This window comes from Streptomyces sp. NPDC002911, assembly GCF_053591835.1.
The window spans coordinates 104222-119565 of the sequence record NZ_JBSFUO010000015.1; the positions used below are offsets into that span (position 1 = coordinate 104222).

10 protein-coding genes are annotated in these 15344 nt (G+C 71.8%); all 10 read left to right on the forward strand.

What is annotated here, in order from left to right; translation table 11 throughout:
- Positions 1-217 precede the first annotated feature (217 nt).
- Positions 218-2581 carry an ATP/GTP-binding protein gene (locus ACWD04_RS22870; protein ID WP_451134682.1) on the forward strand — a complete coding sequence of 788 codons (2364 nt, stop codon included), beginning with the start codon at positions 218-220 and terminating at the stop codon, positions 2579-2581.
- Between the two features lie 146 nt (positions 2582-2727).
- Positions 2728-4305: a PucR family transcriptional regulator gene (locus tag ACWD04_RS22875; protein WP_451134684.1), complete on the forward strand. Its 1578-nt coding sequence runs from the start codon at positions 2728-2730 to the stop codon at positions 4303-4305.
- 222 nt (positions 4306-4527) lie between these two features.
- Entirely contained in the window at positions 4528-5973 is a 1446-nt protein-coding gene (locus ACWD04_RS22880; protein ID WP_451134686.1) for an aldehyde dehydrogenase family protein, read from the forward strand.
- Between the two features lie 479 nt (positions 5974-6452).
- Positions 6453-6653 (forward strand): hypothetical protein, encoded by a 201-nt coding sequence (locus ACWD04_RS22885; protein ID WP_451134787.1) that lies wholly within the window; start codon positions 6453-6455, stop codon positions 6651-6653.
- Between the two features lie 296 nt (positions 6654-6949).
- Positions 6950-8896, forward strand: a complete 1947-nt coding sequence (locus tag ACWD04_RS22890) for an acyl-CoA dehydrogenase family protein (RefSeq protein ID WP_451134688.1) — start codon at positions 6950-6952, stop codon at positions 8894-8896.
- A gap of 79 nt (positions 8897-8975) precedes the next feature.
- Positions 8976-10217 carry a 3-phosphoshikimate 1-carboxyvinyltransferase gene (gene aroA / locus ACWD04_RS22895; RefSeq protein ID WP_451134690.1) on the forward strand — a complete coding sequence of 414 codons (1242 nt, stop codon included), beginning with the start codon at positions 8976-8978 and terminating at the stop codon, positions 10215-10217.
- Between the two features lie 219 nt (positions 10218-10436).
- Positions 10437-11699: a 1-deoxy-D-xylulose-5-phosphate reductoisomerase gene (gene dxr / locus ACWD04_RS22900; RefSeq protein WP_451134789.1), complete on the forward strand. Its 1263-nt coding sequence runs from the start codon at positions 10437-10439 to the stop codon at positions 11697-11699.
- On the forward strand, positions 11696-13006 hold the full coding sequence (locus ACWD04_RS22905; protein WP_451134692.1) for a M50 family metallopeptidase: 1311 nt from the start codon (positions 11696-11698) through the stop codon (positions 13004-13006). The genes dxr and ACWD04_RS22905 overlap by 4 nt, the downstream gene beginning before the upstream one ends.
- Before the next feature lie 190 nt (positions 13007-13196).
- The gene (gene ispG / locus ACWD04_RS22910) at positions 13197-14354 is read left to right on the forward strand and encodes a flavodoxin-dependent (E)-4-hydroxy-3-methylbut-2-enyl-diphosphate synthase (protein ID WP_451134694.1); all 1158 of its coding nucleotides are present in this window, start codon (positions 13197-13199) and stop codon (positions 14352-14354) included.
- Between the two features lie 142 nt (positions 14355-14496).
- Positions 14497-15342 carry a GNAT family N-acetyltransferase gene (locus tag ACWD04_RS22915; protein ID WP_451134696.1) on the forward strand — a complete coding sequence of 282 codons (846 nt, stop codon included), beginning with the start codon at positions 14497-14499 and terminating at the stop codon, positions 15340-15342.
- The last annotated feature ends 2 nt before the right edge of the window (positions 15343-15344 follow it).

A 15344-nucleotide genomic window follows, 5' to 3' on the forward strand; every position in this document is an offset into this window, starting at 1 on the left:
GCGGCTGCGGGCAGCGGTCATGCTCCGATCGGGAGTGGTGGGAGCGGGTCCTTGTCCGTGGCGGACAGGTGGCCGGGTGGGTCATGTGTCCGCCTGTGTCCGCCACGGACGGCGCCCGCAGCCGGGTCGTACGACCGCATGGCTGAACTCCCCGTGTCCGGGCACTAGATTGGCCGGTGCAGAAGGCGGGACCTGGCTGGTCAGGGGGCAGCACTTCATGGACACCGAAGGCACGTACGACGCACCGGGCGCGGACCGGGTGCCACGCCCTGCCGGGCCACCGACCGCGGCGCCACCGCCTCCCACGTATGCCCCGCAACCCCGCCGCCCACCGGCGGGGGACGCCGGTGTCGAGGAATGGCTGCGAACCCCTCGCCCCGTGCGGGAACCGGGCGTATGGCGCTACGGGCACACCCCGCGCCCGCCCGAGAAGCCCGAGGGGGTCTCCGACCGCTCGCTGCTGGTCGGGGTGGTCATCTCCGTACTCGGCGGGCTGCTCCTGTGGTCGCTCTGGCGTAACGGGTACATCCCTTACCGGCTCGTCCCGCTCAAGCTGTTCACTCCCAGCGACTGGTGGTACGCCGGTACGTTCGGAGGGCCCCGGACGATCGAGGGCGCGGACGCCCTCACGGTCTACGAGGCCGTCCTCTTCGGGCTCCTGGTCTACGGCTGCGGGCGCCTGGGCAACTGGTCCGAGATCTTCCGGCGTCATGTCGCCGGCCGGGGGCAGCCCTTCCTCGGGGTGGCCGCCGCCGCCGGCGGGGCCCTGGCCGAGCTCCTCGTGTGGAAGGACGCCGTGCCGCTCGTCCGGCCGGTACTGATCCTCGTCGCCTCGGTCGCGGGCGGTGAGATCTACCAGAGCCAGACCGTCGTCAACGTGATCTACACCCTGATCGCCCTCGGGGTGCTCTGGCCGTTCGCGCGCCTCGGTCGGTGGCGCCGCCTGCTGGCCGACCGGTTCGGGAAGGGCGCCGCCACGGCGCCCCGAGCCCCTGCCGCCCCCCCGGACGCCCCCACCCCCGAGCAGTGGCCGGAGCTCCGCGCCGCGGGGCGGACGGACGCCGCCGATGCGCTCACCGCCGAGGTGCGCACCGGCCGGATGAACGACGTCGACGTCGCGCGCCTGCGCCACGCCTGGACCGTCGGCAGGGGGCATCCGGAGCGCCTCGCCGCGCTCACCGAGGCCGTCCTGCGCACCGGCGGCGCCGCCGCGCTCCACCCCTCGGGCGCCCGGGACCTGCCGCGCCGGACCGTCCGGCACGATCTGCTCACCGGCCAGGTCCGTCTCGGCAGCTGCGCGGACGACCCGCACAACCCGTACGCCCGCCGCGGCTCGGGCATCGCCCTGGAACCCGCCCTGCTGGGCACCTCGCTGCTGGCGGTCGGCCCGCCGGGCGCCGGCAAGTCCGCCCGCCTGGTGCGGCCGGTCGTCGAGTCTCTCGCCCTGCAGGCACTCGCGGGCCGGGCCGCGGTACTCGCCGTCGGCGGCACCGGGGGCGAGCTCGGCCCGGACGACGCGTTCGACGTCGTGGTGCGGATCGGTGACCCCTCCTCCGTGCACGACTTCGACCTGTACGGCGGTACGACCGACCCCGACGAAGCCGCGAGTGTGCTCGCGGAGGGACTGGTCGGCGATGTGACCCACCTGGACAGCAGGCGCGCCGCCACCGTGCTCGCCCAGCTGCTGGGCCCCTACCGCGCCGTCCACGGGTACTTCCCCGGGGTGCCCGCCCTCCGGGAGCTCCTGGACGGCGACCTCGCCGCGATCCAGGTGCTGAGGAAGGCCCTCGGGGCGGGCGGCCACCAGGCCATGCTGCGCGAACTGGACGCCCGGACCCGGCAGACGGGCGCAGCCGGAGACCCCGGGCCGGTGCTCGCCGACCGGATCGCGCTGCTCGACCGGCCCGCGTTCGCGCCGTTCTTCGCCACCGGTGAGGAGGCCCGGCCCTTCTCCCTGCGTTCCCTCGAGCACCTGCCGCTCCGGGTCAGGATCGACCTTCCGGAGCGGGCGCACGCGGAGGCGTCGCGGCTGCTCACCCGGCTCGTCCTCGCCCAGTTCACGGCGATCGCCGCCGCCCGCACCGACCGGTCACTCTTCGTCTGCCTGGTCCTGGACGACGCCACCCGTACCGTCACTGCCGAGACCGTCCGGGGCATCCGGCGGCTGCGGTCGGTCAACGCGGGAGCGGTCCTGACGCTGCGCACCGTCGACGACGTCCCCGAGGGCCTGCACACCCCGCTGCTCGGCGCCGTCGGCTGCTGCATGGTCTTCAGCGGGGTCACCACCTGGGACGGCAAGCGCTTCGCCGAGGTCTGGGGCACGGAGTGGGTGGAGACCCGCGAGGTCGCCCAGCACGCGGTCTTCGCTGACCAGCCGTTCACCCGCGCCCTGCACGGGCTGCGCAAGCTCGTCACCGGCAAGGCCGTGACCAGGGACGCCGTGACCGTGCGGCAGGTCGAGCGGGAGCGCTGGTCCGCGTCGGAGCTCGCGTACCGGCTCCCCGCAGGTCACGCGGTCCTGTCGCTGACGACGGTGGACGGCGAGCACGCGCCCCCGCTCCTGGTCGAGCTGGGTGGTTGAGCGAGAGGTTACGGGGACTCTGCCGCCCTGGCAGAATCGACCCCGCCCGGCTGTACGGGGCGGCGCATTCGGTCCGTCCGCGCAGGCCGGTCCCATCGAGCCGTCCGCACGGGCGGTGCCATCGACGACCGGAGGTCCGGCGGTCCATGCCTCCCACTCTCGCCTCGCTCGTCCAGCACCCGTCGCTCAAGCTCACCGTCCGGGCGGGCGCCGACCGGCTCGGCACGCCCGTGCGGTGGGCGCACGCCAGCGAACTCGCCGACCCGGTCCCGTACATGGACGGCGGTGAGCTGCTCCTCGTCACCGCGACCAACCTCGACGCCCGGGACCCGGGGACGATGCGCCGGTACGTACAGCGACTGGTCGGCGCCGGGGTCGCCGGGATCGGCTTCGGTGTCGGTGTCACCTATGAGGAGATTCCCCCGGCCCTGGTGGACGCCGCCGAGGAAGCCGGGCTGCCGCTCCTGGAAGTGCCCCGGCGCACTCCGTTCCTCGCCATCAGCAAGGCGGTGTCCGCGGCGATCGCCGCGGACCAGTACCGCTCGGTCACGGCTGGCTTCGAGGCCCAGCGGGAACTGACCCGTGCCGCGGTCGCCGGCGACGGCCCCGCGGAGCTGCTCACCCGCCTCGCCGCGCACGTCGACGGATGGGCCGCGCTGTACGACTCCGCGGGCGCCGTCGTCGCCGCGGCGCCCGACTGGGCAGCACGCCGGGCCGCCCGGCTCACCCCCGAGGTGGAGCGGCTGCGGGACCGCCCGGCCCCGGCCAGCGCGGTCGTCGGCGAGAGCGACAGCGACGACCGGGTCGAACTCCAGTCCCTGGGCACCGACCGCCGGAACCGCGGTGCGCTGGCCGTAGGCACGGGAGCGGCGCTCGGCACGGCCGAGCGCTACGCGGTGCACTCCGCGGCCGCCCTGCTGACCCTGACCACGGCCCGTTCCCGGGCGCTCCAGGGCGCGGAGCAGCGCCTCGGCGCCGCGGTCCTGCGCATGCTGCTGGCGGGGGAGTCCGACCACGCCCGCGCCGTCGCCGGGGATCTGTACGGCGGCCTGCTCGACGCTCCCTTCCGGCTGCTGATCGCCGAGGCGGCGGCCCCGTCCGGGACGGAGCTGCTCGCCGAGGCGATGGAGGCCGCCGCCTCCCGGTCCGGCGAATCCCTGCTGACGGTGCCCGAGGGCGAGCGCCTCGTGGTGCTGGCCGTGGACGGCGGCGCGGCGGTCGAGGCCTGCGCGGCCCACGCCCGGGCCACGGACGGCCGTCCCGCGCGCGAGATGGGGGCCGACGACGCCGAGGCGGTCGTCGGCATGTCCGCCCCCTCCGGGCCCATCGCCGTCTCCGCCGCGTACAAACAGGCCGAACAGGCCCTCTCGGTGGCCCGCCGCCGGGGCAGGTCACTGGTCGAGCACGAGGAGGTCGCGGCCGGCTCCGTCCTGCCGCTCCTCGCCGACGACGCCGTACGGGCCTTCGCCGACGGGATGCTGCGGCCGCTGCGCGAACACGACGCGAAGGGCCGCGGCGATCTGGCCGCCTCCCTGCGCGCCTGGCTCTCCCGGCACGGCCAGTGGGACGCCGCCGCCGCCGACCTGGGCGTGCATCGCCACACCCTGCGCTACCGGATGCGCCGGGTGGAGGAAATCCTGGGCCGCTCCCTGGACGACCCGGACGTCCGTATGGAGCTGTGGCTGGCGCTGAAGGCGACGACCGTCTCCTCGGGGACGCACTAGCCAGGGGGACTTCGTTCGAATCAGCAGGGGGACCAGAGGAAGATGCCTGCGAGGTGGAGGCGCCAGGGATCTCCGGCTACGACAAACCGGCGTAACGGGCTTCCACTCCACTCCGCGGCGGACAAGCCTCATCCGGGCCGGGGCGTCCTACGGTGGGGCCGCAGGGCACTCGCGCGGCGCCCTGCGATCGTCGTTCACCACCCCCGAAGGGCCGGAACCGCCATGACTTCCACCCACGCCTTCTGGCTGGCCGGCCGCCAGGCCACCGGCGAGGACAGCTTCGACGTCACCAACCCCTGGGACGGCCGTCTCGTCGGCACGGTCGCCGTGCCGACCGACGCCCAGGTCGAGGAGGCCGTCGCCGCCGCGTACGCCGTGCGCGAGGAGTTCGCCGCGACGCCGGCGCACGTACGGGCCGCCGCGCTCGATCACGTCGTGCGCCGCCTCACCGAGCGCACCGAGGAGATTGCCCAGCTGATCTCCGCCGAGAACGGCAAGCCCGTCAAGTGGGCCCGCGGCGAGGTCGGCCGCGCCGTCTCCGTCTTCCGGTTCGCATCCGAGGAGGCCCGCCGCTTCAACGGCGGCGACACCCAGCGGCTGGACACGGACGCCGGCGGCACCGGCCGCCTGGGGCTGACCCGGCGCTTCCCACGCGGCCCCGTCCTCGGCATCGCGCCCTTCAACTTCCCGCTCAACCTGAGTGCCCACAAGGTCGCCCCGGCGATCGCCGTCGGCGCGCCGATCATCCTGAAGCCGGCACCGGCCACCCCGATCTCATCCCTGATCCTGGGCGAGCTGCTGGCCGAGACGGACCTGCCGGCCGGTTCCTGGTCCGTGCTGACCGTGCCCAACGACAAGATGCCCGCCCTGGTCCAGGACGAGCGGCTCCCGGTGATCTCCTTCACGGGGTCCGGCCCGGTCGGCTACTCGATCATGGAGTCGGTGCCGCGCAAGCACTGCACCCTGGAGCTCGGCGGCAACGGAGCCGCCGTCGTGCTCGGCGACTGGTCCTCCGAGGAGGACCTGGACCGGGCCGCGACCCGCATCGCGACCTTCTCCAACTACCAGGGCGGCCAGTCCTGCATCTCGGTGCAGCGCGTCATCGCCGACGCCTCGGTGTACGACCGGCTCGTCCCGAAGATCGTCGCGGCCGTCGAGGCCCTGGTGACCGGTGACCCCTCCGACGCGGCCACCGACGTGGGCCCGCTGGTCAGCGAGGACGCCGCCCGCCGCGTCGAGTCCTGGGTCGACGAGGCCGTCGCGGCCGGCGCCAGGCTGCTGACCGGTGGCAGGCGCGACGGCGCCACCTACGCCCCGACGGTCCTCACCGACCTCCCCGGCACCACGACGATCGCCGGCGAAGAGGTCTTCGGCCCGGTCCTGTACGTCCAGAGGACCGATGGTGAGGCCGAGGCCTTCGCCGCCGTCAACGCCTCCAAGTACGGACTGCAGGCCGGTGTCTTCACTCACGACCTGCAGACCGCCTTCCGCGCCCACCGCGCCCTGGAGGTGGGCGGCGTGATCATCGGCGACGTGCCCTCCTACCGCGCGGATCAGATGCCCTACGGCGGCGTCAAGCAGTCCGGCGTGGGCCGCGAGGGCGTCCGCTACGCCATGGACGACTACACCTACGAGCGGGTGCTCGTCCTCACCGGCCTGGCCCTGTAGCCGGGCGGGGAACGGACCGGCCGGAGCCCACTGCGCGGGGGCTCCGGCCGGCCTTCTTCGTTGTTCCGTGACGATCCGCGAACTCACCCCGCCGATGACTGCTCGTCGTCCGGGGCCGGGTGGCGCGAAACCACCCCCTGCCGGCGATCCCACACCCGACCCGCGTGCTCAGCGATCGGCGGCGACGCCGGTCGTGGTGACGTGATCCGGGGGATCGGGGAGAGCAGGTACGACCGAGCTCCGCAGGCAACTCGCCGCTGACACCCCCGAGCCGGAGGCGCTGAAGAAGATGTCCGCTGACGGCTCCTGCGCAAACACCGTCGTCCCGTACCCGGCCGAGCAGCGCCGGGGCACGCCGAATCCGTAGGGATGATCTTGCGTGACCTCGGCCCCGTCCAGTGGTTATGGCTATGAGCGGGTGGACACATCCGATGAGAAGAAGACGAGGTCACCAAGTGAAGTCATACCGGACACGCGGACTGCTCCGAAGCTCCCTCGGGTGCGGCGCCGCTCTGCTGGCCGTGGGGCTGTCCCCCGGGGCGGCGTACGCCGACGAGACGCACACCAACGCGCACAACGCACCCCACTTCGGTCTCATCCAGACCGGGCAGATCGACGACCCCCTGGAGGATGTGCTGGAGCACGCGGCGGTCCTCGGCACCACCTACGTCTTCGACTGAGGCCGGGCCGTCCACCACCGGCACGGCTGCACGCCGCGCCGGTGGGCCGCCTCGCGGGCGGGGGGAACGACTGCGACGGGGTCGCCCGACCGGCGGAGCGGGTCCGGTCGGACTCACGCCCGGGCGGCTCGCGGGGAAGAACCTGCCGCGCCAGGCTCCAGCCTCTTCCGCGGGCCGCCGGAAGGCCGGCACAGGGTGGTGGGGCCGGCGCAGATCGGGTAGATACGGACGAGTGGTACCGATCGACACGCGTACGGCCCGACCCCTACCCCGACTCGCGGCGAGGTGAGCTCCTCATGTCCGCCCCATCCGACATTCCCCAGGCCCCCAAAGTCACCGAGCGCGAAGCACGGCAGGTCGCCGAGGCCGCCCGTGAACAGGACTGGCGCAAGCCGAGTTTCGCCAAGGAACTCTTCCTCGGACGCTTCCGGCTGGACCTGATCCACCCCCACCCCCTCCCGGCCCCGGACGACGTACGCCGCGGCGAGGCCTTCCTCGCCCGGCTGCGCGACTTCTGCGAGACCCACGTCGACGGCGCCCTCATCGAGCGAGAGGCCAGGATCCCCGACGAGGTGATCAACGGCCTCAAGGAGCTCGGCGCCCTCGGCATGAAGATCGAGACCAAGTACGGCGGCCTGGGGCTGACCCAGGTCTACTACAACAAGGCGCTCGCGCTGGCCGGTTCGGCGAGCCCCTCGATCGGCGCGCTGCTCTCCGCCCACCAGTCGATCGGCGTACCGCAGCCGCTGAAGATGTTCGGCACGCAGGAGCAGAAGGACGCCTTCCTGCCCCGCCTCGCGCGGACGGACATCTCCGCCTTCCTCCTCACCGAACCCGATGTCGGCTCCGACCCCGCACGGCTCGCGACCGCAGCCGTGCCCGAGGGCGACGACTACGTCCTGGACGGTGTGAAGCTCTGGACGACCAACGGCGTCGTCGCCGACCTGCTCGTCGTCATGGCCCGGGTCCCCGAGTCCGAGGACCACAAGGGCGGCATCACCGCCTTCGTCGTCGAGGCCGACTCCCCGGGCATCACCGTGGAGCACCGCAACGCCTTCATGGGCCTGCGTGGCATCGAGAACGGTGTGACCCGCTTCCACCGCGTCCGCGTTCCCGCGGCCAACCGGATCGGCCCCGAGGGCGCCGGCCTCAAGATCGCCCTCACCACGCTCAACACCGGCCGTCTCTCGTTGCCCGCCATGTGCGTGGGCGTGGGGAAGTGGTCCCTGAAGATCGCCCGTGAATGGTCGGCGGTCCGCGAGCAGTGGGGCAGGGCGGTCGCCCGGCACGAGGCGGTCGGCGCGAAGATCTCCTTCATCGCCGCCACCACCTTCGCCCTCGAAGCGGTCGTGGACCTCTCCTCGCAGATGGCCGACGAGAGCCGCAACGACATCCGTATCGAGGCCGCGCTCGCCAAGCTGTACGGCTCGGAGATGGGCTGGCTGATCTCCGACGAACTCGTCCAGATCCGCGGAGGACGCGGCTTCGAGACGGCCGCCTCGCTCGCCGCCCGCGGCGAACGTGCCGTCCCCGCCGAGCAGATGCTCCGTGACATGCGGATCAACCGGATCTTCGAGGGCTCCACGGAGATCATGCACCTGCTGATCGCCCGGGAGGCCGTCGACGCCCACCTCAAGGTCGCCGGCGACATCATCGACCCCGAGAAGCCGCTCTCCGCCAAGGCGAAGGCGGGCGCCAACGCCGCCGGGTTCTACGCCCGCTGGCTCCCCAAGCTGGTCAGCGGCCCCGGCCAGCTGCCCAACGCCTTCGGAGAGTTCCGCGTCCCCGGGCACCCCGACCTCTCCGCCCACCTGCGGTACGTCGAGCGCTCGTCCCGCAAGCTGGCCCGCTCCACCTTCTACGCGATGTCCCGCTGGCAGGGCCGCATGGAGACCAAGCAGGGCTTCCTCGGCCGGATCGTCGACATCGGCGCCGAACTCTTCGCGATGAGCGCCGCCTGTGTCCGGGCCGAGTACCTGCGGGCCGACAACGACCACGGGCGCGAGGCGTACCAGCTCGCAGACGTGTTCTGCCGACAGTCCCGTATCCGTGTGGAGGAGCTCTTCAACCGTCTCTGGTCCAACACCGACGACATCGACAAGCGCGTCGTCGACGGTGTCCTCTCCGGGACCTACACCTGGCTAGAGGAGGGTGTCATCGACCCCAGCGGCGACGGCCCTTGGATCGCGGACGCCACCCCCGGCCCCGCCACCGCGGACGACGTCCACCGGCCCGTCCGCTGAACCCGGCACCTCTGCGGGGCGCGTCCACTGCCTGGACGCGCCCCGTGGTCACGTCCGCCCCAGGGCAGGATGGGCGCCCGTGACCGCCATCGAAATCCCCGGCTCCAAGTCCGTCACCGCCCGCGCCCTGTTCCTGGCCGCTGCTGCTGACGGCACCACCACTCTCCTGAGGCCCCTGCTCTCGGACGACACCGAGGGGTTCACCGAGGGACTGACCCGCCTCGGGTACGGGGTGAGCCGGGAGCCGGACCGATGGCACATCGAGGGGCGCCCGTCGGGACCCGCCGCCGAGAACGCCGAGATCCACTGCCGCGACGGCGCCACCACCGCGCGCTTCCTGCCGACGCTCGCCGCCGCAGCGGCCACCGGCACCTACCGCTTCGACGCCTCCGCGCAGATGCGCCGCCGCCCCCTCGCCCCGCTCACCGAGGCCCTGCGCGCCCTCGGCGTCGGCGTGCGCCACGAAGGAGCCGAGGGTCACCACCCGCTCACCATCGAGGCGTCGGGCGTCAAGGGCGGCGAACTCGCCCTCGACGCCGGGGAGTCCTCCCAGTACCTCACCGCCCTGCTCATGCTCGGCCCGCTCACCGCCGAAGGCCTCCGGATCGACGTCACGGAGCTCGTCTCGGCGCCGTACATCGAGATCACCCTCGCGATGATGCGCAGCTTCGGCGTCGAGGTCGCCCGGGAGGGGAACACCTTCACCGTCCCTCCCGGCGGCTACCGCGCCACCACGTACGCCGTGGAGCCCGACGCCTCCACCGCCAGCTACTTCTTCGCCGCGGCGGCCCTCACCGGCCGTGAGGTCACCGTCCCCGGCCTCGGCGCGGACGCGCTCCAGGGCGATCTACGCTTCACCGACGTGCTGCGCCGGATGGGCGCCGACGTCCGTACGACGGCGGACTCCACGACCGTACGGTCCTCCGGCCGGCTCTCCGGTCTGACGGTCAACATGCGCGACATCTCCGACACGATGCCCACGCTCGCCGCGATCGCGCCGTTCGCCGGCTCACCGGTACGGATCGAGGACGTCGCCAACACCCGGGTGAAGGAGTGTGACCGGCTGGAGGCCTGCGCGGAGAACTTGCGGAACATGGGCATCACCGTGCACACCGGACCCGACTGGATCGAGATCCACCCCGGCACCCCGCGCCCCACCGAGATCGTCACCCATGGCGACCACCGCGTCGTGATGTCGTTCGCCGTCACCGGACTGCGCACGCCCGGCATGAGCTACGACGACCCCGGCTGCGTACGGAAGACCTTTCCCCGGTTCCACGAGGCGTTCGCGGAGTTCGTGGCGAGGACCGCGCGGACGTGATGTCCGTTGCGCCCCGGCACGAAGCGGCTGCGTTCGCCAGCAGGATGCCGCGCGATCGGGCCTCGGCCGCGCCTTCCGGGGCGAGATCCTGGGCACCGAGGACATCGGCGGGTCCCGGAGGCCGCCATGGCGGCCGGTGCAGGAGATTCCGTGCAGGGCAGGCCTGAGGCACCCGCTGACGGGGACGCCCTGTCAGCGCGCACAGCGGATGCGGCAACAATGGGGGCCATGAGCGACAGCCCCGCACCCCTCGCCGATCCGCATCTCGTCTTCGACGCAGCGCAAGGCCGCCGGGATCTGGTGATCCTCGGCTCCACCGGGTCCATCGGCACCCAGGCCATCGACCTGGTCCTGCGCAACCCCGGCCGTTTCCGCGTCACCGCGCTCTCCGCCGCGGGCGGCAGGGTCCAGCTCCTCGCCGAGCAGGCGCGGCAGCTGCGGGTGCGCACGGTCGCGGTGGCCGACGCGGACAAGGTGCCGGCGCTCCGGGAGGCCCTGCGTGACGCCTACGGTGCGGGAGAGCCGCTCCCGGAGATCCTGGCCGGTCCGGACGCCGCCGCGGAACTCGCCGCGAGCGACTGCCACACCGTGCTGAACGGGATCACCGGCTCGATCGGCCTCGCCCCCACACTCGCCGCGCTGAAGGCGGGCCGCACCCTCGCCCTGGCCAACAAGGAGTCGCTGATCGTCGGCGGCCCGCTGGTGAAGGCCCTCGCGGCCCCCGGCCAGATCATCCCGGTCGACTCCGAGCACGCCGCGCTCTTCCAGGCCCTCGCGGCGGGGAAGCGCGCCGACGTCCGCAAACTCGTCGTGACCGCGTCCGGCGGCCCGTTCCGCGGGCGTACGCGCGGTGAGCTCGCCGACGTGACCCGGGAGCAGGCCCTGGCACACCCGACGTGGGCCATGGGCCCGGTCATCACGGTTAACTCCGCGACCCTGGTCAACAAGGGCCTCGAGGTCATCGAGGCGCATCTCCTCTACGACATTCCGTTCGACCGGATCGAGGTCGTTGTCCACCCCCAGTCGTACGTTCACTCGATGGTGGAGTTCACCGACGGCTCCACCCTCGCCCAGGCGACCCCGCCCGACATGCGGGGCCCCATCGCGATCGGTCTCGGCTGGCCCGAGCGGGTCCCGGACGCGGCTCCCGCCTTCGACTGGACGACGGCCTCCAGCTGGGAGTTCTTCCCGCTCGACACCGAGGCGTTCCCGTCCGTCGGGCTCGCCCGGCACGTGGGCACCCTGGGCGGTACCGCGCCCGCCGTGTTCAACGCGGCCAACGAGGAGTGCGTGGGCGCCTTCCTGGCGGGACGGCTGCCGTTCAACGGAATCATGGATACGGTCACAGCGGTGGTCGCCGAACACGGCACCCCCGCCACGGGAACTTCGCTGACGGTCGCGGACGTCCTCGAAGCGGAGACCTGGGCCCGGTCCAGGGCCCGCGAACTCTCGGCGGAAGCGACAGCGGAGGCGCACGTATGAGCATGACGACGATCCTGATGACGATCCTTGGGATCGCCATCTTCGCCGTGGGTCTGCTGTTCTCGATCGCCTGGCACGAACTGGGCCACCTCTCGACGGCCAAGCTCTTCGGCATCAGAGTGCCGCAGTACATGGTCGGATTCGGTCCGACGATCTGGTCGCGCAAGAAGGGCGACACCGAGTACGGCATCAAGGCCATTCCGGCGGGCGGCTACATCCGCATGATCGGCATGTTCCCCCCCGGGCCCGACGGCCGGATCGAAGCACGCTCCACCTCACCGTGGCGCGGCATGATCGAGGACGCCCGATCCGCCGCCTTCGAAGAGCTGGAGCCGGGCGACGAAACGCGTCTCTTCTACACGCGCAAGCCGTGGAAGCGCGTGATCGTGATGTTCGCCGGCCCCTTCATGAACCTGGTCCTGGCCGTCGCGATCTTCATGGGCGTGGCCATGAGTTTCGGCTTCCAGACGCAGACCACCGAGGTCGCGGGCGTCCAGCAGTGCGTGATCGCGCAGAGTGAGAACCGCGACACCTGCAAGGCGTCGGACCCGGTCTCGCCGGCCAAGGCGGCGGGCCTGAAGGAGGGCGACACGATCGTCGCCTTCAACGGTCAGAAGATCGACGACTGGGCCACCCTCTCGGACAAGATCCGGCATACCATCGGCCCGGCCACCGTCACCGTGCGGCGCGACGGTCAGGAACACACCCTGAGCGCCGTGCTGAAGAAGAATGCCGTCGCCAAGAAGGACGCCGACGGCGAGGTCGTCCCCGACCAGTACGTCAGCGCCGGATACCTCGGCTTCGCCGCCAGGACGGAGATCCTGCCGCTCTCCTTCGGCGACTCGGTCGTCCGCATGGGCGACATGATCGAGAACGGCGTCGATTCGATCATCGCCCTGCCCTCCAAGATTCCCGATCTGTGGAACGCGGCGTTCAGCGACGGCGAGCGCGCCGACGACTCACCGGTCGGCGTGGTCGGCGCGGCCCGGATCGGTGGCGAGGTGATGAATCTCGACATCCCGGCCCAGAACCAGATCGCGATGATGCTGTTCCTGCTGGCCGGCTTCAACCTCTCGCTGTTCCTGTTCAACATGCTGCCTCTGCTCCCGCTGGACGGCGGGCACATCGCGGGTGCGCTCTGGGAAGCCCTGCGCCGCAATGTGGCCAAGGTCTTCAAGCGCCCCGACCCCGGCCCGTTCGACGTGGCGAAGCTCATGCCGGTCGCCTATGTCGTCGCCGGGATCTTCATCTGCTTCACGCTGCTGGTGCTGGTCGCCGACATCGTGAACCCGGTGAAGATCACCTGACGTCTCACACGCCCCACACGTCTCATGGGTGGCGGCCGGCCCCACACGTGGTGTCCGGCCTCCACCCATCCGGCGGTTTGAGAGCAGGGGTGCGCCCCGTTCCCTTCCGGTGCCGTAACCTCGAAGCCCGGAGCCCGCCGTTCTCGGGACCTCGATCCACACTGATCCACACCTTGGGGATGCTCAGCGCATGACTGCGATTTCTCTCGGAATGCCGGCCGTTCCGACCAAGCTCGCCGACCGACGGGTCAGCCGCCAGATCCAGGTCGGGTCGGTGGCGGTCGGTGGGGACGCGCCGGTGTCGGTGCAGTCGATGACGACGACGCGTACGTCGGACATCGGCGCGACACTGCAGCAGATCGCGGAGCTGACCGCGTCGGGCTGCCAGATCGTGCGGGTGGCCTGTCCGACGCAGGACGACGCCGACGCGTTGGCCACGATCGCGAGGAAGTCGCAGATCCCCGTGATCGCGGACATCCACTTCCAGCCGAAGTACGTCTTCGCGGCGATCGACGCCGGCTGCGCGGCGGTCCGGGTGAACCCGGGCAACATCAAGCAGTTCGACGACAAGGTCAAGGAGATCGCGAAGGCGGCGGGCGACGCGGGCACACCGATCCGTATCGGTGTGAACGCGGGTTCGCTGGACGCGCGGCTGCTGAAGAAGTACGGCAAGGCGACGCCCGAGGCCCTGGTGGAGTCGGCGCTGTGGGAGGCGTCGCTGTTCGAGGAGCACGGCTTCCGGGACATCAAGATCTCGGTCAAGCACAACGACCCGGTCATCATGGTGAACGCCTACCGTCAGCTGGCGGCGCAGAGCGACTACCCGCTGCACCTGGGGGTGACGGAGGCGGGCCCGGCGTTCCAGGGGACGATCAAGTCCGCCGTGGCGTTCGGTGCGCTGCTCTCGGAGGGGATCGGGGACACGATCCGGGTGTCGCTGTCGGCTCCTCCGGCGGAAGAGGTCAAGGTCGGGCTGCAGATCCTCGAGGCGCTGAATCTGAAGCAGCGGCGGCTGGAGATCGTTTCGTGCCCGTCGTGCGGCCGCGCGCAGGTGGATGTGTACAAGCTGGCCGACCAGGTGAGCGCGGGCCTGGAGGGCATGGAGGTCCCGCTGCGGGTCGCGGTGATGGGCTGTGTCGTGAACGGACCCGGCGAGGCCCGTGAGGCCGACCTGGGTGTGGCGTCCGGCAACGGCAAGGGGCAGATCTTCGTGAAGGGCGAGGTCATCAAGACCGTCCCTGAGTCGAAGATCGTGGAGACCCTCATCGAGGAAGCCATGAAGATCGCTGAGCAGATGGAGAAGGAGGGCATCGCCTCGGGCGAGCCCCAGGTCTCCATCGCCGGCTGACCCCGCCTCTCTGTGCCCCGCAGGCCGCGGCCTGCGGGGCACAGCCGTGTCTCCCCGCCCACCGGCCTTTCCGTCCGGGGCGGCGCCCCACAGCCTTGTTGGGTACAGTGCGGACATCAGCAGACCGTTCGGTGAGGCCCCAGTGTTGACGCAGACCACTACCCGGGTCCTCGACCCCGGCGAGCTCCCCGCCGCGCTCGCCATCCTCGAGAGCGAACCCGTGGACAACGCGTTCGTCACGTCCCGTGTCCAGATCGCCGGACTCGATCCCTGGCGCCTCGGCGGAGAGATGTGGGGCTGGTACGCCGACGGCCGACTGCGCTCGCTCTGCTACTCCGGGGCCAACCTCGTGCCCATCTGCGCCACCCCCGAGGCCATCAGGGCCTTCGCCGACCGTGCCCGGCGGGCCGGCCGCCGCTGCTCCTCGATCGTCGGCCCGGCCGACGCCACGGCCCAACTGTGGCGCCTCCTCGAACCGAGCTGGGGCCCCGCTCGCGAGGTCAGGCCCAACCAGCCCCTCATGGTGACCGAGCGCCCCTCGGCCGAGGTGGCGCCCGACCCGCTCGTGCGCAGGGTCCGCAAGGAGGAGATGGACGTCCTCATGCCGGCCTGCGTGGCCATGTTCACCGAGGAGGTCGGCATCTCCCCGCTGGCCGGTGACGGCGGGCTCCTCTACCAGGCGCGGGTATCCGAACTGATCACCGCCCGCCGGTCCTTCGCGCGGATAGAGGACGGCAAGGTCCTCTTCAAGGCCGAGATCGGCGCGGCCACCCCCCACGCCTGCCAGATCCAGGGCGTCTGGGTCGCACCCGAAGCCCGGGGCCAGGGGCTCTCCGAAACGGGCATGGCGGCCGTCCTGCGCTACGCGCTCAGCGATGTGGCACCGGTCGCCAGCCTGTACGTGAACGACTACAACACCGCCGCGCGCAGGGCCTACCGCCGCGTCGGCTTCCGCGAGACGGGCGCGTTCATGAGCGTGCTGTTCTGACC